This window comes from Novosphingobium oxfordense (assembly GCF_044029435.1).
GTDB lineage: Bacteria > Pseudomonadota > Alphaproteobacteria > Sphingomonadales > Sphingomonadaceae > Novosphingobium.
This window is the reverse complement of the sequence record NZ_CP147007.1, coordinates 555,098-577,590: the sequence shown is the minus strand read 5'-3', so window position 1 is coordinate 577,590 and position 22,493 is coordinate 555,098. Positions and strand designations below refer to the sequence as shown.

Sequence of the window (22,493 nt, the reverse complement as noted above, 5' to 3'; positions counted from 1 at the left end):
TTATCACGGATACTCTAGCCGACCGCTTCCTCGATCGCTTCGCTGAGGCGCTCCTGGTTGAAGGGCTTGCCGAGCCGGACCAACTGCCGGCCCGGGATATCGACCCCTTCGCCATAGCCACTGGCAATGATCACCGGCGTGCCCGCTCGAATGGCGTCGACTGCTGCGACCAAGTCGACACCGGTCATACCGGGCATGGCTTGATCGGTGATAAGCAGGTCGATGTCGTTGCGCGCCGAGAAATACTCGAGCGCCTGGGCGGCGGACCCCGCCTCGATCACCGTATGACCGAGATCCTCGAGCAGCGCTGCGGTATTGATCAGTACCAGCGCGTCATCGTCGACCGTCAGGATAGTCAATCGCGGTGTGTCCCGAGTGACTTGCGCGTCCTCCGCCGCCGCGGTGACGCAGACCGGTTCCGGTTCGGCGACCGGAAGCCAGAGCACCGCGCTGGCGCCTTCGCCAGCCTTGCTCAGGAGCTCGAACGTGCCTCCGATCTGCTGCGCCATGCCATGTACCATTGGCAAGCCCAGCCCGGTGCCCTTGCCCACCCCTTTCGTCGTGAAAAAGGGTTCGGTCGCGCGGCGCAGCGTTTCCGCGTCCATGCCCTGACCCTCGTCCCTGACAACCAGCCGGACGTAGGTCCCTGCGGCCAGTTTGGCCGGGCCTTCCCCGGCGACATCTTCGCAGCTCGCAGAAATCAGGATCGGGCCGCCGCCGGGAGTCGCGTCGCGTGCGTTCACGATGAGATTCAAGAGCGCCATTTCGAGCTGGTTGGCGTCGGCGCGGATCGAGGGAAGTTTCAACGGAAAGCTAGTAGATATCGGCCATTCGGGCCCTATCGAGCGCTGCACCAGATCGCTCATTCCGCTGAGCAATTGGGGTACGTCGACCCGTCCGACATTGAGCTCCTGACGGCGGGCAAAAGCGAGCATGCGCTGGGTCAGCGTGGCGCCGCGCTTTGCGCCTTCGATCGCATTGTCCAGGAGCCGCCGCGACAGCGGATCGTCGCCGGTCCGCCGGCTCAGCAGATCAAGGCTCGACGATATTGCCATCAGGAGATTGTTGAAATCGTGGGCCACGCCGCCGGTCAGCTGACCGATCGCTTCCATCTTTTGCGCCTGGAACAGCGCCTCGCGTGCAACTTCAAGATCCCTTTGAGCCTGTTCGCGTTCGGTGACGTCGCGGGTGATCTTCGCGAAGCCGATCGGCTTGCCCATATCGTCGCGGATCGCATCGATTACGACGCTGGCGCGGAAGCGCTCACCGGACTTGCGCACGCGCCAGCCCTCGGCGAGGAAGCGGCCTTCCGTGCGCGCTGTTTCCAGCGCGCGTGCCGGCTCGCCGCGCTCACGGTCCTCCGGCGTGTAAAACCGAGAAAAATGTGAGCCGATGATTTCGTCGGGCTCGTAACCCTTGATACGACGTGCGCCCTCGTTCCAGCTTGAGACATTGCCCTCCAGATCGATCATGTAGATTGCATAATCGGTGACGCCTTGAACCAGATGGCGAAACTGTTCCTCGCTGTCGCTCAGTTTCTCTTCGACCAGCCGGCGGTCGGTCACGTCCCGGCCATAGGCATAGACTTGTCCTTCCTCGAGCGTGGTGTGCCACTCGATGCGGTGGTAGCTGCCGTCCAGCGCGCGAAAACGGTTCTCGTAATTATTGAGCTCAGTGGCATTGAGAGCTTCGGCGAGCGCTGCACTGCTTGCCGTCACATCGTCGGGATGCATGAAATCGGCGAAGGGGCGACCGATCACCGTCTCGATGGGGTGGCCGAGAATGCGCGTCCAGGATGGACTCACGGCGCGAAACACACCGCCCGCATCCACGACTACCATCAGGTCGCGCGAGACCTGCCACATGCGGTCGGCGCGGCGCCTCTCCGCCTCGAGCGTCGCGACATTGGCAAGGGCACCGCCGATCTGCCCCGCGAGCAGCCGCACGGTCGGCAGGATATCCGCAAGATCCACGCAGTAGGGATTAAGCGCGAGCACCAGCGTGCCGGCGCGTTCGGCCGTGCCTGCACCAGGTATCGGCATGGCAATCGCCCGTACGGGTGCCCGGTCCCAATCGCCCGTGGGCCAGTCCTCGCGTTCCGGAAGGTTAAACAACACGCCGGCTTCGAGGATGTCCGCCGGAAGCGCGGGCGCGATGCGGGCGAACAGCGTCTCGGCGGGAGGATTACCGGCCTGACATTCTTGCCGGTGCGCGTTCGCGGTTCCCGCGCTCTTCATCGCATCCATCCGATCTACGTGGTCGTTCAGTTGCAGCGCGACGAAGGGAAAGTCGCGCCTATTGGTCGCAAACGCCGCCATGACTGCCGAGACGATATCCGGCCGGTCGGTGGCCTGCGACAGACCGAGGCCAAGTTGTCGCATCGTCTCGAGCCTGCGCTCACCAATGATGTTCGCGGTATCTTCGCTTACGATGCACAGCAGCCCCCCCACCGAACCGTCGGGAAGGTGAAGGGGGCTATAGGAAAAGCTGTGATAAGTTTCCTCGGGAAAGCCACTGCGTTCGAGGAGGAGCAGCAGCGACTTATTCCAGGTCGCCGCGCCGGCGCGCACGCGCTCAACCTGTCCGGCGACTTCGTCGTAGACTTCGGCCCAGACCTCACGGAACGGACGGCCGAGCATCTTGGGATGCTTGATCCCAAGCGTCGGGATATAGGCATCATTATAGAAGAAATTGAGGTCATCGCCCCAGCCGAGCCACATCTCGAAACGTGTAGTCAGCAACATCCGCAAGGGAGTTTTGAGAGCTTCAGGCCACGTGCGCGGGTCGCCCAGAGCTGTGTCGGTCCAGTCCTTTTCGCGCATCACGCGCGCCATCTCGCTGTCGCCAGGAAAAATCGCAGTCAGTTCATTCATTCAATCAGATCCATCCCGGCCGCTTTTGCCCGTCAACGCCTGCCGGACGCTTTAGTGCCCATGATGCAGTGATTGTCCGCGGCCCACGGCGATTGTCCAGACGTCGACCAGCAGAGCGACGCGATCATGCGCCAGAGGCTCTTGAAGCGGGATAGCCGTTTTCGGATAAATCCGACCTAAAACTCAATGGCTTGTCGCGACTGTGATGTTCAGCGGTGGATCAACAGGCGCGAGCCAGAGATCGGGCGGCTCGCGGCCCAAACAGGAGCTTCCCATGCTCATGCCACGTCCGCTCGCTTGTACCGGATTTCGTCATTCGCGTATGGCGAGCGCGGTGTAGCCGATCCCGGCTCGAGATGCATTCAAGCAGCGTAACCTCCCATGTGCATCTCTTCGACAGTCACACGCTGTAGCGTATCGCATCCAGCATAAGCCTGAACGCGGGCGATGCGTTGCGCCGGTTCAGATAATAAAAGTGGTAGCCAGGCAGTGACTGTTCCCACTCGAGCAGAACGCGGATCAATTTTCCATCAGCCAAATGCTGGGCAGCATCGTTCAGCGGGACATTGCCAATTCCGATCCCCGTCAGCACCCCATCGAGGACTGGGTCGATCATCGAACACATCAATTGCCCTTCCGGGCGGACATGGACTTCAGGGCCCCTCCGGCGCAGCACCCAAGCAAAGGGTCGTTCGGCTGTTGGAAGGTGCAAATTTACACAGTGATGGCGGACCAATTCCTGCGGTGTCGACGGAGCTTAGAAGCGCGAGAGGTAGGCCGGAGAGGCGACAATTGCCATCGCGATATCCGGGGCGATACGTACAGCGATCCTATCCTTTTCCACAGCGCCGCCAGGGCGAACGCTGACTGTTGGCGAAGCGGCAGACTACAAGGCGTATGGCACCCTGATCGGACTGCCTGAACGCGCACCCGGCGCTCTGCTCGCCGACAAGGGCTGCTATGCCGACGCCATTCGAGCCGATCTTGCTGAACGGAAAATCAAGGCCGTCATTCCTGGCCGATCAAACCGTCGCGTAAAGATCGAACATGACCGGGTGCTCTACAAGCAGCGCAACCGCATCGAGCGTATGTTCGGCCACCTCAGGATCAACCGCGCCATCGGCACCCGCTACGATCAACTGGCGAACAGTTTCCTTGGTATGGTCCATCTCGCCACCGCCAGATATTGGCTCAAATTTGCCCACGCCGCCTAGGGCTCCTTCCAAGCTGCTGATGCAGCATTTTCATGCAGCAATGAACAGCCGGCACCGACCTCATGGCACAGGGCGATCGAGGAGGCGGCGCGCCGCGGGCAGCCGGCTGATAAGGCACAGCGAAGGCCGTGCGCTGTCGCGCCCGCCTTCCGTCCTTGTGCCGAAAAGGTCCGTATTGGGGGACACGGCAATTGTTCGGCGGGCAGCGGCGTGGCCGATATGTTCACATTATGTTCGACATGTGTTAGGATCCCGCCAATGATCGCTCTGCAATCGCCAGCTCTCTCTCCATGCAAGCCCGGGACCTACCCGCTTCTGGCTGGGAAGAACTCTTGAGCAGGCGCGGCGGAAGCGCCGACCTTCCCCTTCACGGCGGCAGGGTTCCCGCTTGGCTGGGCGAACGCATGACCAGACTGGGCGCCGTCATCGCTCAGGCAATCGTGATTGAATATGGCCGCGACGAATTCCTTCGCCGTTTGTCCCATCCCTTCTGGTTTCAGTCGTTCGGCGCGGTGATGGGAATGGACTGGCATTCCTCAGGCATCACCACCAGCGTTCTTGGTGCGTTGAAGCGAGGACTAGCGCCATTGTCGGGCGAGCTTGGCCTGCATGTCTGTGGCGGCAGAGGCAAGCACAGCCGCAAAACGCCTGATGAGCTGGTGCTTGTGGGAGAACGCACCGGTATCGACGGCACGGCGCTCGCTGCCACCAGTCGCCTGATCGCCAAGGTAGATAGCGCGGCGCTTCAGGATGGGTTCGACTTGTACCTGCACGGCTTTATCGTCGCTGATGACGGGCGCTGGGTGGTCGTGCAGCAAGGCATGAACGATAGTCGGCGGCAGGCTCGCCGTTACCACTGGCTGAGCGAAGGCATCGAGGATTTTGTCGACGCCCCTCATGCGGCGATAGAGGGGCGATGCGGGGGACAAATCGTCAACCTAGCCGATCGCCGCGCAGCACCCTCTCGCAGCGGGCAGCTGAAGCTGCTGGGATCCATCGGACCGGATGGGATTTTGCGCGAATTGCGTCGAATGACGCCGCAGGTCGAGCCGGAACAAGGCCTTCTCCCTCATCTGATCATGCCGGAACACCACGAGGTTCGCCCCGAAAATGTCATCGAACGGCGTTTGCGTGGCGCCCTTGCTGCTGCTGCGGACCTCGGGCCCAGAGATTTTTCCGAATTGCTGCTCGTACCGGGCGTGGGAGCACGTACGGTTCGTTCGCTAGCTATGGTGGCGGAAGTCGTTCACGGCGCGCCTTGCCGCTTCAGCGATCCAGCTCGGTTCTCGCTGGCGCACGGAGGCAAGGACCGCCATCCTTATCCGGTGCCCACGAAGGTTTACGATCATACAATTGCGGTTATGAAATCCGCCGTCAGCAAGGCCAGCCTCGGGCACGGTGAACAATTGGCAGCGATCCGGCGACTAGATGAGCAGGCGCGGAGACTTGAGGCGGCCGCCTCGGGCCCGTCGCTTGACGATTTCATCGCCGAGGAGTGTACGCGATCACATGAATACGGCGGACGAAGTGTGTTCGGATGGGAACCGCCAACTGGAGAGGTTGCGGTGATTATTCCACCGGCCCAGTCAACGACACGAGCAGAGTGATAGCCTGCGCGGGCAGGACCCTCCCCGCTCAAATGATGCATAGCGGCGGTCTTGATATCCCCGATGGACTCAGTCCGCCTCCCATGAAGGTGACCGCCATGAGGGAACAATCGAGGCCACTCTTCATTGGCCTCACTATGATGGAAAATCGTTCCGACCGCACTCCGAACTCAAAAGGTATCGCGGCGGTTATTCATGACGCCGCTTGAACGAATGGCCAGAGCTGCGTTTACCGCAGACTGGGCCGCCGAGAATCCGCAACCGTGGGATCAGGTGCCGCATGAAACGCGCCTCCGTTACAGATCGATTGCCTTTGCCGTCCTCGCAGCCATTCGCGAACCCGACGATGGGATGGAAGCTGCTGGCGATAAATGGCTGGCAAGTGCCAGTTGTCGGGCGGTTTGGTCGGCGATGCTCGAGGCTGCACTTACCGATGAAGAGACCAAGAACCCTTAGTCGGGTCAGTCGCATCGCTTGTACTGGCTTTTTCCCAGACTGTGGTCGGACATCGCCCGCCGCCGCGTAGGTGCCGCGCCGGTGGCTGCAAATAGGCTGGTCCGACGTTCCCGTTTCGCCCTCCAACAAGGTGGCCCGTCGGGCGATGGCGGACATTATCGCGGAGCTGGTTTGCGGGTTTGATTAGGCTGAACCGGCCTGCGCTCAGGGGGAAGTTTCCCCCTGAGCGCAGGCCGCTACCGTGCCTACACTGGCCAGACCTTGGAGGAGTGGCTCGGATACGGCTGGCTTGAGGCAATCCATCCCGACGACCGCGCGTTCGCAGAGCAACAACGGCGAGAGGCGATGGCGGCGCGTCGGGTCGTGGACGCCGAGTTCCGACTTCGGGCACCGAATGGCGGATGGCGCTGGACCAACGTCCGCGCGGCTCCTGTGCTCGACGCGCAAGGCCATATCAAGAAATGGGCCGCCGTGAACATCGACATCGACGCCCGCAAGCGTGCGGAGTCGGCGCTGCGAGAAAGCGAGGAAAAATATCGCGACCTGTTCGAGTCGATGGACGAAGCCCATGCTGTGGTCGAGGTCATCAAGGACGCCGAAGGCCGCTGGGCGGATTTTCGATTCCTGGATGTCAACTGCGCCTTCCTCGTCCATACCACCATGCCGTGGCCTGTCGGGAAGACGGCTACCGAACTGCTTGGCTCGCCGAACCCGCGTTGGACTGAGCTATACGGCCAGGCGCTGGACACCGGCCAGCCGCTGCGGGTGGAGGAGCCCGAAGCAACGCTCGGTCTGATTTTCGACCTGAACATCTTTTCCTTGGACCGGGAGCGCAACCGCGTTGCTGTTCTGTTCACCAACATTACGGAACGCAAGACGGCCGAGGCGGCGTTGCGCGAAAGCGAGGAGCGGCAGGCCATCCTCCTCAAGCTGAGCGACGCTGCGCGCAGCGCGACTGACAATAGCCAGATTTTGAAAGAGGCCAGCCGGTTGGTCGGGCAGCATCTTGGAGGTGGCCTGGGCTGCGATCGAGCGCGTGCGCTCCGAAGACGCGCTACGCGCGAGCGAGGAACGCTTCCGCCAGTTCGCCAAGGCTTCATCGGGCGCGCTGTGGATCAGGGACGCCCAGACCCTGAAGATGGAGTACGCCAGTTCGGCGATCGAGACGATCTACGGCGTCGAATGCGAGGCTTTGTTCGATGGGATCGAGGCATGGTCATCGCTGATAGTGCCGGAGGACCGCACCGCTGTGCTGGCTGACATCGAGGCCGTCCGGCAAAGGGACCTCGCGTCTCGGAGTTCCGCGTCCAAAGACCAATTGACCGACTTTTCGGTGGGTCCGCAACACGGTCTCTCCTCTGATGGATCCATCGGGGCTCGTGCAGCGCATCGGCGGCATCTTCGAGGATGTCACCGAAGCCAAGCTGGCGGTCGAGCACCAGGGTGTGTTGTTGGCCAAGCTCCAGCACAGAGTGCGCAACATTATGGCAATGATCCGATCCATGGACTTGCGGACGGCAGACGGTGCGACCGATGTGGAGGACTACCGTTCGTTGCTGGAGGGCCGGCTTATGGCCTTGGCCAGGGTGCAGGTCCTGCTTACCCGGGCGGCCAACGCCGGCGGGTCTCTTCGCGACATCATTGCGAGTGATGTCAGCGCCCAGGCCCACGAAGACGATCAGTTCGAGCTCAATGGCCCTGACAGCCGACAGCCGACAGCCGGCTGTCGCCGAAGGCGGTGGAGGTGCTAAAGCGCGTCTATAACGAGCTGGCGACCAACGCTCTGAAGTACGGCGCCTTTTCCACGCCGCAGGGCCGGCTGCAGGTCTCGTGGACGCCGTTCGAGAAGCGGAGTCGCGCATGGCTGGCGCTTGACTGGATGGAAAGCGGCGCACCTCTGCGCGCACCGCCCACCAGGCGCGGCTTCGGCAGCGACCTCATCGAGGGCCGCGTCCCCTATGAGCTTGGCGGGACCGGAAAAGTCACCATAGGATCGGGCGGCGCCCATTGCCGACTGGAGTTTCCTTGAAGGACGGCGAGAGCATTCTGGAGACAGACGCGCCGATTCCCGCCAAGCTTTTCGGAGGAACGCTCGATATGACTGCTGCACCCGACCTGACTGGGCGCCGCGTCCTGGTGGTCGAGGACGACTAGACGGGATAGAAGATCTCTTCCTCGATCATGGTATGAATTCTCAGCTCGGTGCAGATTTCCTTCGCAAGCTTTTGCTTCTGGGCGGAAGAACTCGCCCCCTCGAATTTCTCGAATAGGTCTTCGACGTTGCGATGTTCTGCCTTCAGAAGTGCAATGGCGCCGGTAAAGGATTCTGTCATGGGATCCTCCTCGGTTTCTGCTTTCTAAAATTACCGATCTACCTTCGCGTTCCCGATACCTTGGCCATCCCACTCTATCTCTGGGTGACAACGCGGCGAACCGCGCCAAATCGAGCAGCCACGGCTCGGCGAAAAGAACATACAGGGGGTGAAATCGATATCTTCGCTTCCTACTTTCAGGAACGAGGAGAAACGGCATGGCCAATGGCTGGGCGCCAGACGGCGCGGTACAAGATCAGATCGAGGACAGTCTCAAGGATGCGGTGGCAGCGGCCCGAGCGTCCATGCCTCGCGGCGAGGGTCTGAAGGAATGCGAGGTTTGTGGCGACCGAATTCCTGACGGCAGGCGCCGGGCAATTCCGGGCGTGCGCACCTGCGTGAGTTGCCAGTCAGGGCGCGAACAGCGTCCGGTCTTCTCGGGCATCAATCGCCGGGGCAGCAAGGACAGCCAGCTGAGGTGAGAGGTCGAGAAACAATCGCAAGATCTGCCAAGGAGGCTGGGCTGCCAGCGCAAGCTGACCTGTTCGGCGCATTGGCTGTCGAACGTGTCCTGATGCCCAAAGGCCTTGACAGTTGGGACGAGGTCATTCCTCCTTCCGAGGAAAGACGCCTCATAGCACAGATCGACGCATCGCAGCTCGAACCGTTTCGCTTCCAGGGCTGGCTTGGCAAAAGGCTTACCCGCTCGTTCGGATGGACCTACGATCACGGTACTGGACGCGCGGAGCAGGTGCAGCCCATTCCCGACTGGCTGATCCCCATGCGTTCGCTTGTGGCGGGCCATCTCGGTGTTTCCCCGGAGCGCTTCGAGCAGGCGCTTGTGATCCGCTATGATCCTGGCGCCGTGATCGGCTGGCACAAGGATCGGCCGATGTTCGAGCTTGTCGCAGGGCTGTCGCTGGGCCGATCCGCGCCGCTGCGATTCCGCCGCAGGACCGAAACGGGATTCGAGCGCTTCACCCATGGGGCGCGGCAACGCGGTCTCTATCTTCTGAGCGGGGAGGCTCGCCATCACTGGGAACATAGTATTGCCGAGCTGGACAGCCCTCGCTGGTCGGTAACGTTCCGCACCCTCAGGGAAATCGGTATTCGTAACGGGAGGAAGTAATCCCACCGTGCCTCCGCGCACAAGCACCGCGTCGAAATGCAACGCCATTTGCACAGGTCCAGGCTTGTCGTTCGCCATTCGCATTGCTTCGTGCGCGAGTGCTGCTTCGAGCAGACTCCTTCACCCGCCCTATAAACTTCCGCGAAAGCGCGGTCCATTGGATCGGCAACGACACGGCGCAATCTGCCGGCATGTCTGTGACTGGTCCCCCTATGGAGACTTGGCATTGCACGGTGCGTCCTGCTACGTTCCGCCGCCCTCAGAAGGCAAATGCCGTGAGGCTTGGAGCAGGCTCCCTTGGCTTACGGATGGTACAGAGTTTTTTAGCCCCTTCCCAAAGCTCGGCGCTTCTTCTTGCGGCTTCCCGGTGCGCGATGATCAGGGCGGCGGTGAGATCTTCAGCTTTGAATTCCAGGCGCTTGGCCACTCCGTGGCCATCATCCGAAAACCTCAGCGAATAGATCTTCATCATTCTCCTCCAAACAATGTGTTGTGTGAATTGCCGCCTGTGAATGCGCGCCTGCGCTCAAAGGTTCCCGCATTCAATTTGGCGGCAGCCCGTCAACGCGGCCGACTGAGCCTGGTGCCGCCGGAGCTCACGTGAGCGAGGGGCGGCGCAGACTAATGCGTGTCGACCTGCCACGCATCACCAAAAGTCTTCCTAATTGAGCAGAGCTTGCGCTCCCCTCCCAAATTTCCTCACGGCGGGCAGGGCTTTCCTGAGCGGCTATGGGCAGCGTTGCAGAGCGGGTGCTCGCCTCGAACAGCACCACTTTTGCGGGCACCGGGCCTGTTCCGCAAATCTGAGGGTGTACAAAGTCCATGGCAACTCCAGCCTGTCTGAGTGGGGACGCAGTCAGCTGGTCGGCCGAACCGGCGCATCGATCCAGATGGTCTGAGACGGAACGCTCGTCCCGCTCGGTGAGTAGTCGTAAATCCTAAGCTTTGTACTCATCGAAGCCCTGGGCGGCCATCAATCCCAACCGCTGAGGCCGACAGAAATGGCGTGGATTGGAATGGTCTCACCTGCGCGGTTCGCGTTTGGCAATGCGCGTTGGCCTACCCCATGCGTATTGCGTTTCCAGGTTCATCGGGCGGCGGGAACGCGCTGCCTGCCTGAGCGATCTAGGAATAGATACGGAAGGGACAGGATCGGACCGATGGCCGCAGAAAAAGACGGTGCAGTAGTAGACGCTCAGGAGGCAGCAGAGAACGCGGGCCTCGTCTACATGACAGACGAAGACCCCGGGATTTCACGCGAGGCCTGGCGCGGCAAGTTTCGATATCGGACTGCCAAGGGCGATCTGCTGGACGATGAGAAAACTCTTGCGCGCATTTCCGCGGTCGCGATCCCACCAGCCTACACCGATGTCTGGATTTGCCCCAAGCCGAACGGGCACATCCAGGCTACCGGGCGCGACGCAAAAGGCCGAAAGCAGTACCGCTACCACGCGCGATTTCGCGAAGTACGCGACAGCACGAAGTACGAGCACATGCTAGAATTCGCAAAGGCTCTTCCGGCCGTGCGGGCGCGGATCGATGCGGATCTTGGGAAACGCGGTTTGCCCCGCGAGAAAGTACTCGCCGCCGTCGTGCACCTTCTGGAAACCACAATGATAAGGGTCGGCAATGCCGACTATGCCAAGCAGAACAAAAGCTACGGATTGACGACGCTGAAGGATCGCCACGTCGCGATCGAGGGCGCTGAGCTGCGCTTCAATTTCAAAGGAAAGAGCGGCAAGCAATGGAAGCTTAAGCTCCATGACCGACGCATCGCGAAAATCGTCAAGGCTAGTCAGGATCTGCCCGGCCAACATCTCTTCCAGTATATAGGCGAGGATGGAAAGCCGTTCGAGGTCACTTCGAGCGACATCAATGCCTATCTAAGAGAGATTTCCGGTGCCGACATAACCGCGAAGGATTTCAGGACGTGGAATGGCACCGTGCTCGCCGCCCTGGCACTTGCGGAATATGAGAAAGTCGACAGTGCGGCTGCAGCCAAGCGCAACGTGCGTGCGGCCATCGAAACGGTTGCTGCCCGGCTGGGAAACACTCCAACGGTTTGCCGCAAATGCTACATTCATCCTGAGATCTTCGAAAGCTATCTGACGGACGAACTCGTCCTTGATGCCAGGGACGAAGTCGAGCGCGAGCTTCGTGACGAGCTTTCCAGCTTGCGGCCTGAAGAAGCTGTTGTCCTCGCATTCCTCCAGAGGCGCCTATCCGCAAAATCCGATACTTGAAGGTCACGGAGGATTGTCAGGGAACTGCGGGAAATTCCGACCGTTAATTTGGCACATCCCTCATCATTGGTGCCGGCATGCTTCATTCCAGGAACGCTTCACTCAAACTCGTGTCGGCAGCTCCCATCCGGTTTTCTCCCGATCCGCTATCCAGAACCGGCACTCTCAAGGTCGCTGTAATCGGCACTTACGCGCCGCGTAAATGCGGGATTGCCACTTTCACCGAAGACTTGAAGACCAAAGTCGAAGAGTTTCGCCCCGGCATATCGTTCGATGTCTACGCGCTCGATCGCCATGGTTCAGACCTCGCGTATTCGCCCGACGTGCATGTCATCGCACAGGACGATCCCGATGCCTACCGTCTGGCCGCCGATCGCATCAATGCTTCGGGCGTGGATGCGGTGTGGCTGCAGCACGAGTACGGAATTTTCGGAGGGCCGGACGGGAGGCTCGTTACCGATCTCATCGACAGGCTCGCTGTCCCGCTCGTAGTAACCTTGCACACGATCCTTTCGACACCGTCGGTTGGTCAGCGCCACGTCATGGAACGCCTGCTGGGGCGTGCCGGCCAGGTCATGGTCATGTCCCAGCACGGTCGGGACCTTCTCATCAGCCTTTACGGAGCATCGCACGAGCGGGTGACCGTTGTTGCCCACGGAGCGCCGGATCGGCCCTTCGGCCGTGAAGAACATTTCAAGGCAAGCCTTGGGGTCGCCAATCGGCCAGTTCTGATGACCTTCGGGCTGCTCGGGCCCGGCAAAGGTATCGAGCATGCGATCGAGGCGCTTCCGGCAATCGCTGCGCGGCATCCCGATGTGCTTTATCGGATCGTGGGAGCGACCCATCCTGATCTCGTGCGCGATCAGGGAGAGAGGTACCGGGAACGGCTCAAGGCACGCGTGGCGCAGCTCGGCCTGCAACGCAACGTTGCGTGGGACGATCGCTTCCTCGATACGGACGAGCTCCTCGATCAGCTCGAGGCCTGCGACGTCTACCTGACACCTTACCCCAACCTTCAGCAGTCGACATCGGGAACGCTCAGCTATGCGGTCGCGCTCGGCAAGGCCGTGGTATCCACTCGCTATATCCATGCCTGCGAATTGCTTGCCGACGGAGTCGGCGTGCTGGTGCCGGCGGAGGAACCGTCGGCAATCTCGAACGCGGTGAACGCGTTGCTGAATACACCGGAGTGTCTGAACGCCCTCAAGATGCGCGCTTACGCCAAAGGGCGTTCTACCATCTGGCAGCAATTTGCCGACGCCAGCGCCAATCTGGTGGAGAAGGCGGTTGCACGCAAACCGACGTCCGCCGAACCTGTCGACGGTGCCGGACACATTGACGGTTCGCGGGCCGCGACCGGCCAAGCCTTTCACCTTTCGCGCTCCGACGTTGCCCGGAACACCTTCCAGCGACTTTCTCCTGCGCACCCGTAATGGGTTTCCCAAGGGTTGAGCAGCTGCCGACAACCGCGCTGGCGGAAGGGGGCCAGTACGTCCTCGGGAAATAGGGCCGTACGGGGTGCGCCCCAAATGCGATGAAGATCGCATGCAGACGATCCTCGATCGCGGAACCGGTGCGTACACGCGGTGAATCACAAACCGGAACAACTCAGGAGCAAGCAATGGGCGTCTTTGCAAACATCATGGCCAAGATTTTCCACCACCCCAGCGCCAATGCTGCTGCCGCGCCGGCCTCGACCCCGGCAACTCAGCAACCTCAGCCGGACAGGATCGCCCCGGCACCGGGCACGCCGACGATCGAGGCGGCAGGAGGAGGCGAAACCACGCCGGTCGACGTCGCAGCGGTGCTCGAGGCGATGGCTTCGCTGAAGGAAAACCGCGGCGGAAACTACAAGAGTTCGATTGTCGACCTCCTGAAGCTGCTCGATCTCAATCCCAGCCTGTCCGCGCGCAAGGAGCTCGCAGAGGAACTGGACGTTCATGCGGAAGAGGACGGTTCCGCCGAACAGAACATTGCTCTACATCGTGCGGTGATGGCCAAGCTCGCGGAAAACGGCGGCGTCGTTCCCGACAGCATGCGCCACTGACCGGAAAGCTTTGATCCGCTGCCCGGCGCCTCGCCACCGGGGCCGCGATTTTTCGCCCTTTCCAACTCTCCTGGGGCAAAGGGCCGGAAACAAAGCAGCGCCAGCGGCCACTTGGTGGGCCACCAGCCAGCTTGGGGGCTCTGCGCCGGCATCAGCGGACCGACTCATTCAAGCCGCCTCGGCTGAGAAGCGGTTCTCTGGCTGCGAGATCGTTGCGAATGGTTGTCGCAGCGACGCCCGCCTAGCCCATGGCATGGCTAATCTGGACAAGGCTTCGCGTGACATCGCCTGCGGCTAGAGGCCTGCCACGCTGGTGCGCTGGTGGGCATCGACCGTAAGGCAGCCATCCTCGGTGGTCGTCGCGCCGAGCCTGACGGCAAGTCCGGAACGGACGACGGACCCCAAGGCTGATAGATCGTATCGAACGCAAGCGTTTCGTCCGGAACGGGTACGAGGATGTGGTCTCCATTGATGCGCAGGCTCCCCGTTTGCATGGCGAGTTTGAGAGGCCCCTCCATTCGTTTTTGGAGATAGCGTGCGATTTCGAAGGGATTGGTTCTGGCTTGACCTTCCATCAAGAGCTTGCCGTTGGGATCGAGTACACAGATGCTGGTGCTGCGTTGGCTGACGTCCAGGCCGACACTGTAGACTTCTTCATGCCGGATCACTTCTTCCGGCTTGACCTTGATGGCCATGATTGCCTCCTGAAGTTTTGTCATGTCGATGTATACGGCATCACGGTCCAACAAGGGCCGGAACCGGGGGGGATCTTCTCCAAGCACGGCCACCACTGCAACGACCGTATATGTTCAGGCTCTAATGGCTAAGGCGTCGGCGCGGGTTCACTTGCCTGTTCTCAACACCCGGAACCTACCGGCCCGCCTCGCCTGACGAGCGGGGCCGGTAGATGTTGCTACTGCAAGAATTCGCATTTTATGGCCCGGCCCAATGCGTGTCGGCTTAGGTTTTCTGCGCCGTCCGCTAGGCGGGGGCGAGGCAGTTCCGCCCGAGCAAGATCTGATGGAAAGCTCGGCTGCGGTTCTGGACACGCTTTACCGCCGCGAGCGGGCTGGATTGCTGCGCTTCGTGATTGGCAGATCGCGGCGTGAGGACGCGGAGGATGTCGTGTAGCAGGCCTTGGCGCGCTTTATTGCTGGAGGAAATGCAGAGCAGATCGAAAATCCAGGGGCCTGTCTCAGGCAAATCGGCCGTGAACCTCCTGCGCGATGGGGCGCGCCAACGCGTGCCTTCCGCGCCGTCCTTGCAGAACGAGGAAATCGCCGATTGCGATCTCGTAGCCGCGCTCGAGCCACGCGATCGCCTGAGACGCATCGAGAGTTCTCCGGGGATTCAGCCATGGCTGCGCAAATGCCGTCCGAGTTGCCTGATCGCGATGGCCATGTGTCTCTCTACCCCCTTCTTGGTGAGCCCGTCGAGAAGAGCCGGGATTTCACCCTCGTTCCCTGGCCCGGTTCTCGAAAAGCAGATCGGCAAGGAAGTCGAGGGGATTATGCGTGAGACCGGAATCAACTGGCGGTTCGGCGTGGCAGATCTGGCCCGGGAAATTTCATGAATTTACGATGCCGTTCTGCGGCCTCACGCAGCGTTTAAATCGGCCGGTTGGGCCGAGTTAATTCTGCGAGCTGGTTTGCCCCTTTTGCGGCGGGTGCATTCGGCCGGCCATCAGGCCCCGGTCGCTCGGACTAGGTTAGCATGATTATGACACGTTCCGTCAAGGGGTTAAGTTCGCGCTTCCCCTGCGAAGAGTATGCTCGATCGCCAACCAGTGCACCGAGAGGCGGAACTTTGTCACGACGCGAGTTGTTCCTATGCAAAGGAGAACGAATGTGAATGGACAAACTTCGATCGGTCCTTCGGAACGAAAGACGCCTGGAGCTCAAGGCCATAGGCGAGTCCAGACCACAATAGAGGGAGTGGACGCGCAAGCTGAGAGTGAGTTTGAAACGCGTCACGGTGTGGCGGTATCCGAAGCCAGTCCAGCGATGGGTGTGCCTGAGGAAAACTCCGCTTTAAGAGCTAAGCGAGCTGAGAAGCAAAGCGATCACGAGGCTGTCTCATCGCAGCCGGACCATGATCCCAACGGCGAGGATCCAAATGAGCGCAGCGACATGATTTCTGAACGCCGCAATCCCGGGATGCATGGTGGGGGCGGCGATCCTGGGTGGAAGTCTTCCCGCGATATGTGAAAGCAGGATGCGCGCTGCGCTTCTGCGGCGATGGGAGGAAGGGCTATCCGGATTTTCTCTCGCGCAAGCGGTGGCAATCTTAAATGCAGCGGACGGCATCGCTTTCTCAAATCGAGACGGATATCTGTCCTGTTTAATAGAAACCTCGGACCGAACCTGGGTTCAGCCGTCAAATTTCCGCTTCCGCCCCTTCGGAGACTCAGCGGCTGATTTTCGTCCTCGAGGTGCAGAGCGTCCGGTCTTCCGGCAGGTGTCGACCGAACCCGGGCGTTCTGTTCGGCATGGCCAACGTCCGGTTGCGCTAAATGCGGTCAATCGCCGTGACCTAAGCAGACAGCCGGAAAGCGAATAAAATAGCTGGTTGCTTCCAGCGGTTGCCGCACAGAACCACCGTGTTGGGTTGGTTATTGCGATCTGTTCGCAATATGCTACGGCTCTCTGCCAATGACGACAAACGCCGTTGCCTTGACGCGCCTGCTGCTGAATGAACGTCCATCGCTGTTGCGATTGGTGCAGCGCATCGTGGGCACCGCGCCGGCGGCCGAAGACGTGACGCAATCGCTATGGCTTCGGATTCAACGGATTGAGGATGATCCGCCGATCGCAAACAAGCGGGCATACCTTTATCGATTGGCAACCAACCTCGCGGTCGATCATGCCCGCAGTGATCAGCGCCGGGAGGATGTTCACGGGCAAGCTCAAGCTCTTCTGTGGGGTTCAGATGTCTCCCTCACGCCCGAACGCATCGTCGATTCCCTCGACACCTTACGCAGGGTCAAGGCGGCTGCGGAGACCTTGCCTGAGCCGACACGGTCGATCTTTCGCATGAACCGGGTCGAGGGGCTGACGCAGCGTGAGATCGCGATGAAAGTGGGCCTGACAACGACCAGCATAGAGAACCACATCCGGCGGGCGCTCATCGCTCTCGGCCGTGCTCGTGACGGGAATGAGCCATCCGGGTGATATTTTTTCAAACGCCGCCTTGGGTAAGGCTGATCGAGAACAGTCATAGGGTAGCCGGAGCGTGCGCTCTACGCTCTGCCCCAGCTGCGAGGGCTCGATGACCGATTTACCTTGTAAGCGACACAGCCTCGATGCCGGCAAGGTCGATCAGGCACGCGATTGGGTCGCGCGGCTGGGCTCGGGTGACATCACCTCGGCTGAGCTGGCGGCGCTGCGCACCTGGCTCGCCGATGATGAGGACAACGCCCGTGCGTTCGAGCAGGAGCGCGCACTTTGGCAGGACGTCGCGGTTATTGCAGCGAGCCTTGGTGAGACACCAGCGGGGCATCGGCGCAAGGACGGAATGCGGCGTTGGTCCCCCCGCCGTCTCAGGCAGGCAATCGGTGGTGCTATCGCTGCCTCGCTGTTGGTGATGGCCACAGCTCCGCACTTCTACCTGATGATGCGATCAGACTATCGGACCGGAACGGGAGAGCGGCAAACCGCCTCGCTTCCCGATGGATCGCAAGTCGTGCTCGATAGCAATTCCGCGATTGCGCTCGCCTATGATGGCAATGAACGGCGGATCGAACTGCTCCGCGGACGGGCTTGGTTCGACGTAAAGCATGATGATGCCCGGCCTTTCAGGGTTGTAGCACAGGGAGGCGTTACCCAGGATGTCGGTACCGCGTTCGCGGTTGAGCGGGATGAGGACGGCGTAGGCGTGGGGGTTAGCGCGGGCGTCGTGCGCGTCTTCGCGCCAGACGGCCGCGGCGAACGCGTCACCCTCGAAGCTGGCGAACGCGTGCATTATCGGCCGGGGGAGAGGGTCGAGCGGCTTGCCTCGGCGGACAGCACGTCCATCGCCGCGTGGCGCTCAGGGGCGCTGCTGCTGCACGAAATGCCGCTTTCACGCGCCGTGCAGGAAATTGGCCGCTATCGCTCGGCGCCGATCTTCACATTCGGTGATTTGGACGCCGCGCAGCCCGTCAGCGGCATCTACCGCACGGATCGGCCCGACGACGCGTTGGCGACGATCGCGGCCATGCGTGAGCTTCGCATCCGAACGCTGCCCGGCGGTATCCTGATCGTGCAACCCAAGGCACCCTCCTAAAAATATTTTGTGCTGCCATTGGGTATGGACACTCGAGAACAGTCATAGGGGCGCCCAAAGTTATTTGCGAATGCGTCGCATGGGCAAAAGGCCCGCCGTCGGTGGGTTTCATGGCCGATGGGGGACTACCGAATGCCGCTTGCCCTGCGAACCAACCGTTCCGCTTTTACCTTCCCTTGCCAGCTGCTTTACTCAGCGAGCATAATCAGTTTCGTCCTTCCGACGTCGGGCTGGGCGCAGTCCCCCCAAACTGGTGCGGTGAGCGCCAGCCACACGTTTTCGATCCCCGCCCAACCGCTCGAAGCAGCTCTTCGCGAGTATATGAGGCAGTCGGGGGTGCAGATCGGCTATGAGAGCGGGGATATTGCGGGCAGAACCGGCGCAGCGGTAAACGGTGTGTTCGGGCCGGGTGAGGCGCTGTCGCGGTTATTGAGCGGCACCGGTCTTACTTATCGTTTCACGGCACCCACGGCGGTCCGACTGGAGCTTGCTCCAGCAGCTGCTGCCGGCGCGGTGCAACTCGGCCCGGTGCGGGTGGAGGGGCAAAGCTCGGAATTGGGGGCGAGCGGCTATGCTGGCGGAGAGCAGACGGCGACAAGTCCCGTCAGCGGCTATGTCGCCAGGCGCAGCACCACTGCGACCAAGACAGACACGCCGATCATGGAGGTGCCCCAGTCGATATCCGTTGTGACACGGGATTCTGTCGATGCCCGTGCGTCTGTCAGTTTGGCACAGGCACTTGAATATTTGCCTGGCATCACGCCGACGCTCTATGGGGAAGACAGCCGCTACGACTGGTCGATCGCGCGGGGCATCGGGGATGCCTACGGTAATACCTATCGAGACGGGCAACGCCAAGGCGCATGGATATTCGCGGTTCCAAGCCTTGAGCCTTATGGCGCGGAGCGGATCGAGTTTCTGCGCGGGCCGGCGTCGATCCTCTACGGATCCAACGTTCCGGGTGGCCTCATCAACTACGTATCGCGGCGGCCGCAGGCGGAAGCTTATGGTGAAATCCGGGCACGTCTCGGCACGCAGGATCGTTATGGCCTGGCTGGAGACACAACCGGCCCGCTAACCTCGGATGGAACAATTCTCTATCGCCTGACCGGCATGTGGGAGCACTACGACCTCCAACTGCCCGATAGCGACACGAGCCGCATCTACGTAGCGCCGGCTGTCACTTTTCAGCCCGGTCCCGATACCGACATAACGATCCTTGCCGATTATCAGCGCGACCGCACGCACGGCAATGCCTACCCCGCCGAGGCACGCGATGAACGCTATGGCAAGGCAATTGTGCAGGATGGTTTCGATCATCTCTATCGGAACCAGTATTCGCTGGCCTACGAAGTCAACCATCGGTTCTCCGATGTGCTGAGTGTGCACAGCAAGGGGAGATACGATCGCATCACGATCGATTATAACAGCACGGGTTATAATCTGACCGACGATCCCTCAGTAATTGACCGTTACTCGGAAATATATCGTGATCACGTCGATGCGTTCGCCTTTGACAATTACCTCCAGGCCGCGCTGGGCAATGATGAGATCCGCGTCACGACCATCGTTGGCCTCGACTATCGTCGCAATAAAGGCGACTGGCAGTATGGCTACGCTGACTCCACCAGTTTTAATGTCGACACGGGTGAGACTACCGGGAGCTTCGTCGAGCCTGTGTCGGAATCCCTTGTCAAAGGACGTAACCGTCAGGTCGGACTATACGGTCAGAGTCAGATCAAGATCGCAGAGCGCTTCGTTGTGCTTCTGGGCGGAAGACAGGATTGGTACAAGGCAATCGATACGTCCGGATCCGTTCCCGTCATCTCGCAGCGTCAGAACGCATTCACTGGCCGAGCCGGGATCGTATATCTCCACCCCAACGGTCTTGCTCCCTATTTCAGCTATTCGGAATCCTTCCTGCCGCAGCAGGGCCAGGACTACAGCGGCGACGATTTCAAACCCACGACCGGCCGCCAGTATGAAATCGGCCTGCGGTATCAGCCGCCTTCGACGAACCTTACGCTCGCGGTTGCTGCCTTCGATCTACGGCAACAGAACGTCCTCGTCACGGACCCGGACCATCTGAATTTCAGCATCCAGCAGGGAGAAGTCGCGTCGCGCGGCGTGGAGCTGGAGGCGAATGCGAGCCTTGCGGACGGTTTCAATTTGATCGCGAGCTACACCTTCAACGACGTGAAGACGACAAAGGATACCGATCCGGCCGTCATCGGTCGCCGGCCCGTGGCCGTATCGCGTCATCGCGCTACTGCCTGGGCTCAGTACAGCATTCCCCAAGGCGTCTTGGCCGGATTGGGAGTGGGGCTCGGCGTGCGGTACAACAGCAAGACGTGGGACTATGCAAACACGTTCACGACACCGGGAGTGACGCTTTTCGACGGTAGCCTGAGCTACAGTTCTGACCGCTGGACTGCTTCCCTCACGGGACGCAATCTAGCCGGAAAGGACTATGTCACCAACTGCCGAGAAGTCGACCGGTGTCCCCTTGGTGATGCCCGATCGCTTATTGCAGCTCTGACCTACCGCTGGTGAAATGCCCAGGCACGAGCCACCGAGAGAGAGCCGGCGGGTCTTTGAGCGCAGCGTTTATGGTGCACCGGTTGGGAGTAGGCCAAAGGCATTCGTCTTCACTCTCCTCCTGCACGCTGCGGTGATCGTGCTAATCGCGATCGAGTGGAGCGGCAGCTATACGGTGCCCAAACCTTCAGCGCCGCTGGCGGTGTCGCTGCTGCCGCTCGCATCCCCGCCTGAGACGCCGCCCCAGCCCAAGGAGGCGCCCAGGCCGATCGAGAAGCGCGAACTTCACCCAACCCGGCTGAAGGTCAAGCCAGTTGAGCGCGCGATCTCGCCGCTGCCAGCGATCAAGTCGCCGCCTTCACAGGCGGCGAGGCCCGCCGATCCCGCAGTGCCGCAGCCGGATGCCGCCGCGCCCAAGACTGCACCCGCAGCGTCCGTGTCGCAAGCATCGAGCAACGCCCCCGACACCTGGGAAGGGCGCGTGCTGGCGCGATTGGAAAACTTCCGCCGCTATCCAGGCGCGGCGCGCAGCACTCGGCAACAAGGCGTAGTTTACATCCGCTTCCGCATTAATCGCGACGGACATGTGCTCACCTCGTCCCTTGTGCGCAGCTCAGGCTTCCAGACGCTCGATCAGGCCGCTCTCGAAACGCTTCGCCGCGCCGATCCGCTGCCCAGGATACCTGCCGACCGGCCTGACGAGATCGAGCTGTCGGTGCCCATTGAGTTCTATATGCGGTGACAGTCTGTGGGCATGGCTTCGAATGATAAGTCACGCGAAGCAACCTCACCCTTGGTCTATGTCACTGCAGCGGGGCAACAGGAACGTCCGGATTGCACCATGGTGGAAAGCGGATTTCGTCCACGGGTTCGTCTATGAGTGCCGGCAGCTCCCGCCCCGATCGCGACGTTCGGCGCCAAGGTGTGAATGATTGCTCGCGAAAATGGCGGTCATTGGCTCCGGTCGCACGCCGCATGAAGTGCTGTTAATACCGGCGTCGATTGTCATTGATAGCGCGCTATCAATGACAATCTCCCGTTTAACGGGAGGGCGAATTGGAAAGATAAAGGCTATCGTCGTAAGGACAGGATTTGGTTGTCGTGTCCACGTACCTGCGCTTCGCGCAGCGGGTTTCGAAGTCGCAGCGCTCGTAGGCAGAAATGAGGAGCGCCTTCAACGCAAAGCGGCAGAAAATGCCGTGCCGACATGCTTCACGGATCTGGACGAAGCGATCAGCGCAACAGGTGCTGCGCTAGTTACCATCGCGACCACGCCGAACACACACGCTACGCTTGCGCATGAGGCTATTACACTTGGATGTAACGTTCTGTGTGAAAAGCCCCTCGCCTTCAATGCCGATGAGGGCGGGCACTGCTCCAGGCCGCCGAGCAGGCGGGGGTCATCCACATGGTCTCCCACGAATTCCGCTGGCTGCCGGAGCGCGCGTCGTTCGGACAGGCGATCCAAGAGGGTTTGATCGGTGAGCCCCGTTTCCTGATCGTCGACCAGTTCTTGCCGTTCTGTGCCGACCCCAACGCCAGGTTGCCGCGCTGGCGGTTCGACAAGGACGCGGGAGGCGGCTGGCTTGGGGCGAGCGGATCGCACCTAATCGACCAGATTAGGGCGTGGCTGGGAGATTTCCATTCGCTCCGCGCCAATCTGTTGACCGTTTCGGACCGCGTTAACGTTGCGGAAGACAGCTACTCGATGCGCTTCGTCACGAAGGGCGGCGTGGAGGGTTCCATGCAGCAATCGGCGGGGATGTCGGTCAGTGATGGATGTGGATAGTGACGCGCCTGTGGGTGGCCCC

The 22,493-nt window shown here is 60.9% G+C and carries 21 protein-coding genes and 3 pseudogenes; 19 read left to right on the top strand and 5 right to left on the bottom strand.

Annotated features, from left to right (window positions below; all coding sequences use genetic code 11):
- Positions 1 to 14 precede the first annotated feature (14 nt).
- Together WBP07_RS22545 and WBP07_RS22540 are read right to left on the bottom strand one after the other, a co-directional pair.
- On the bottom strand, positions 15 to 2,873 hold the full coding sequence (locus WBP07_RS22545; protein WP_395396093.1) for a PAS domain S-box protein: 2,859 nt from the start codon (positions 2,871 to 2,873) through the stop codon (positions 15 to 17).
- A 400-nt stretch (positions 2,874 to 3,273) separates the two neighbouring features.
- A pseudogene (locus WBP07_RS22540) lies at positions 3,274 to 3,615 on the bottom strand (LysR substrate-binding domain-containing protein); the annotation flags it as partial.
- 49 nt (positions 3,616 to 3,664) lie between these two features.
- Here WBP07_RS22540 and WBP07_RS22535 point away from each other — a divergent pair.
- The 7 genes from WBP07_RS22535 (at position 3,665) to WBP07_RS22505 (ending at position 8,304) form a co-directional block, all read left to right on the top strand.
- A complete protein-coding gene (locus WBP07_RS22535) occupies positions 3,665 to 4,087 on the top strand; it encodes a transposase (protein WP_395396511.1) in 423 nt (140 codons plus the stop codon).
- Between the two features lie 332 nt (positions 4,088 to 4,419).
- Positions 4,420 to 5,694, top strand: coding sequence for a DUF763 domain-containing protein (locus WBP07_RS22530; protein ID WP_395396092.1), 1,275 nt, complete (start codon positions 4,420 to 4,422; stop codon positions 5,692 to 5,694).
- Between the two features lie 195 nt (positions 5,695 to 5,889).
- Positions 5,890 to 6,150, top strand: a complete 261-nt coding sequence (locus tag WBP07_RS22525) for a hypothetical protein (RefSeq protein ID WP_395396091.1) — start codon at positions 5,890 to 5,892, stop codon at positions 6,148 to 6,150.
- Positions 6,151 to 6,348: 198 nt separating this feature from the next.
- Positions 6,349 to 7,410 (top strand): PAS domain-containing protein, encoded by a 1,062-nt coding sequence (locus WBP07_RS22520; protein WP_395396510.1) that lies wholly within the window; start codon positions 6,349 to 6,351, stop codon positions 7,408 to 7,410.
- A 119-nt stretch (positions 7,411 to 7,529) separates the two neighbouring features.
- Positions 7,530 to 7,901, top strand: coding sequence for an HWE histidine kinase domain-containing protein (locus WBP07_RS22515; RefSeq protein WP_395396090.1), 372 nt, complete (start codon positions 7,530 to 7,532; stop codon positions 7,899 to 7,901).
- On the top strand, positions 7,889 to 8,179 hold the full coding sequence (locus WBP07_RS22510; RefSeq protein WP_395396089.1) for a hypothetical protein: 291 nt from the start codon (positions 7,889 to 7,891) through the stop codon (positions 8,177 to 8,179). Before WBP07_RS22515 ends, WBP07_RS22510 begins: the two co-directional genes overlap by 13 nt.
- A complete protein-coding gene (locus WBP07_RS22505; RefSeq protein WP_395396088.1) occupies positions 8,176 to 8,304 on the top strand; it encodes a hypothetical protein in 129 nt (42 codons plus the stop codon). Before WBP07_RS22510 ends, WBP07_RS22505 begins: the two co-directional genes overlap by 4 nt.
- 2 nt (positions 8,305 to 8,306) lie before the next feature.
- On the opposite strand, the pseudogene WBP07_RS22500 reads toward WBP07_RS22505, so the two are convergent.
- Positions 8,307 to 8,483: pseudogene (locus WBP07_RS22500) on the bottom strand (hemerythrin domain-containing protein); the annotation flags it as partial.
- A 197-nt stretch (positions 8,484 to 8,680) separates the two neighbouring features.
- Between WBP07_RS22500 and WBP07_RS22495 the strand changes: the two are divergent.
- Both WBP07_RS22495 and WBP07_RS22490 read left to right on the top strand, forming a co-directional pair.
- Positions 8,681 to 8,944: a DksA/TraR family C4-type zinc finger protein gene (locus WBP07_RS22495; protein ID WP_395396087.1), complete on the top strand. Its 264-nt coding sequence runs from the start codon at positions 8,681 to 8,683 to the stop codon at positions 8,942 to 8,944.
- A gap of 71 nt (positions 8,945 to 9,015) precedes the next feature.
- Complete coding sequence (locus tag WBP07_RS22490; RefSeq protein WP_395396086.1) at positions 9,016 to 9,591, top strand: alpha-ketoglutarate-dependent dioxygenase AlkB; 576 nt, start codon at positions 9,016 to 9,018, stop codon at positions 9,589 to 9,591.
- A 259-nt stretch (positions 9,592 to 9,850) separates the two neighbouring features.
- On the opposite strand, the gene WBP07_RS22485 is transcribed toward WBP07_RS22490, so the two are convergent.
- Complete coding sequence (locus WBP07_RS22485; protein WP_395396085.1) at positions 9,851 to 10,063, bottom strand: hypothetical protein; 213 nt, start codon at positions 10,061 to 10,063, stop codon at positions 9,851 to 9,853.
- Between the two features lie 688 nt (positions 10,064 to 10,751).
- On the opposite strand from WBP07_RS22485, the gene WBP07_RS22480 reads away from it, so the two are divergent.
- From WBP07_RS22480 to WBP07_RS22470, 3 genes are all read left to right on the top strand, one after another.
- Positions 10,752 to 11,834 (top strand): DNA topoisomerase IB, encoded by a 1,083-nt coding sequence (locus WBP07_RS22480; RefSeq protein WP_395396084.1) that lies wholly within the window; start codon positions 10,752 to 10,754, stop codon positions 11,832 to 11,834.
- Between the two features lie 230 nt (positions 11,835 to 12,064).
- Positions 12,065 to 13,267, top strand: a complete 1,203-nt coding sequence (locus WBP07_RS22475; RefSeq protein ID WP_395396083.1) for a glycosyltransferase family 4 protein — start codon at positions 12,065 to 12,067, stop codon at positions 13,265 to 13,267.
- A gap of 188 nt (positions 13,268 to 13,455) precedes the next feature.
- Complete coding sequence (locus WBP07_RS22470) at positions 13,456 to 13,881, top strand: DUF3597 domain-containing protein (RefSeq protein ID WP_395396082.1); 426 nt, start codon at positions 13,456 to 13,458, stop codon at positions 13,879 to 13,881.
- 244 nt (positions 13,882 to 14,125) lie between these two features.
- Here the strand turns inward: WBP07_RS22470 and WBP07_RS22465 are convergent.
- Positions 14,126 to 14,360, bottom strand: a pseudogene (locus WBP07_RS22465) (FAD-dependent oxidoreductase); the annotation flags it as partial.
- A 731-nt stretch (positions 14,361 to 15,091) separates the two neighbouring features.
- On the opposite strand from WBP07_RS22465, the gene WBP07_RS22460 reads away from it, so the two are divergent.
- The 7 genes from WBP07_RS22460 (at position 15,092) to WBP07_RS22430 (ending at position 22,471) form a co-directional block, all read left to right on the top strand.
- Complete coding sequence (locus WBP07_RS22460) at positions 15,092 to 15,454, top strand: hypothetical protein (protein ID WP_395396081.1); 363 nt, start codon at positions 15,092 to 15,094, stop codon at positions 15,452 to 15,454.
- Positions 15,455 to 16,553: 1,099 nt separating this feature from the next.
- Entirely contained in the window at positions 16,554 to 17,051 is a 498-nt protein-coding gene (locus WBP07_RS22455) for an RNA polymerase sigma factor (RefSeq protein WP_395396080.1), read from the top strand.
- A 97-nt stretch (positions 17,052 to 17,148) separates the two neighbouring features.
- On the top strand, positions 17,149 to 18,144 hold the full coding sequence (locus WBP07_RS22450; RefSeq protein WP_395396079.1) for a FecR family protein: 996 nt from the start codon (positions 17,149 to 17,151) through the stop codon (positions 18,142 to 18,144).
- Between the two features lie 132 nt (positions 18,145 to 18,276).
- Positions 18,277 to 20,697: a TonB-dependent siderophore receptor gene (locus tag WBP07_RS22445; protein ID WP_395396078.1), complete on the top strand. Its 2,421-nt coding sequence runs from the start codon at positions 18,277 to 18,279 to the stop codon at positions 20,695 to 20,697.
- Between the two features lie 118 nt (positions 20,698 to 20,815).
- Entirely contained in the window at positions 20,816 to 21,424 is a 609-nt protein-coding gene (locus WBP07_RS22440; RefSeq protein WP_395396077.1) for a TonB family protein, read from the top strand.
- Between the two features lie 202 nt (positions 21,425 to 21,626).
- The gene (locus tag WBP07_RS22435) at positions 21,627 to 22,160 is read left to right on the top strand and encodes a Gfo/Idh/MocA family protein (RefSeq protein ID WP_395396076.1); all 534 of its coding nucleotides are present in this window, start codon (positions 21,627 to 21,629) and stop codon (positions 22,158 to 22,160) included.
- Entirely contained in the window at positions 22,091 to 22,471 is a 381-nt protein-coding gene (locus WBP07_RS22430) for a Gfo/Idh/MocA family oxidoreductase (RefSeq protein WP_395396075.1), read from the top strand. The genes WBP07_RS22435 and WBP07_RS22430 overlap by 70 nt, the downstream gene beginning before the upstream one ends.
- Positions 22,472 to 22,493 lie beyond the last annotated feature (22 nt).

What these genes read in the sequence shown, in the direction of transcription:
- WBP07_RS22430 (WP_395396075.1), top strand. Translation starts at nt 22,091, where the DNA reads ATGGTCTCCCACGAATTCCGCTGGCTGCCGGAGCGCGCGTCGTTCGGA.
- WBP07_RS22470 (WP_395396082.1), top strand. Translation starts at nt 13,456, where the DNA reads ATGGGCGTCTTTGCAAACATCATGGCCAAGATTTTCCACCACCCCAGC.
- WBP07_RS22545 (WP_395396093.1), bottom strand. Translation starts at nt 2,873, where the DNA reads ATGAATGAACTGACTGCGATTTTTCCTGGCGACAGCGAGATGGCGCGC.
- WBP07_RS22485 (WP_395396085.1), bottom strand. Translation starts at nt 10,063, where the DNA reads ATGATGAAGATCTATTCGCTGAGGTTTTCGGATGATGGCCACGGAGTG.
- WBP07_RS22525 (WP_395396091.1), top strand. Translation starts at nt 5,890, where the DNA reads ATGACGCCGCTTGAACGAATGGCCAGAGCTGCGTTTACCGCAGACTGG.
- WBP07_RS22495 (WP_395396087.1), top strand. Translation starts at nt 8,681, where the DNA reads ATGGCCAATGGCTGGGCGCCAGACGGCGCGGTACAAGATCAGATCGAG.
- WBP07_RS22435 (WP_395396076.1), top strand. Translation starts at nt 21,627, where the DNA reads ATGGCGGTCATTGGCTCCGGTCGCACGCCGCATGAAGTGCTGTTAATA.
- WBP07_RS22450 (WP_395396079.1), top strand. Translation starts at nt 17,149, where the DNA reads ATGACCGATTTACCTTGTAAGCGACACAGCCTCGATGCCGGCAAGGTC.
- WBP07_RS22480 (WP_395396084.1), top strand. Translation starts at nt 10,752, where the DNA reads ATGGCCGCAGAAAAAGACGGTGCAGTAGTAGACGCTCAGGAGGCAGCA.
- WBP07_RS22445 (WP_395396078.1), top strand. Translation starts at nt 18,277, where the DNA reads ATGCCGCTTGCCCTGCGAACCAACCGTTCCGCTTTTACCTTCCCTTGC.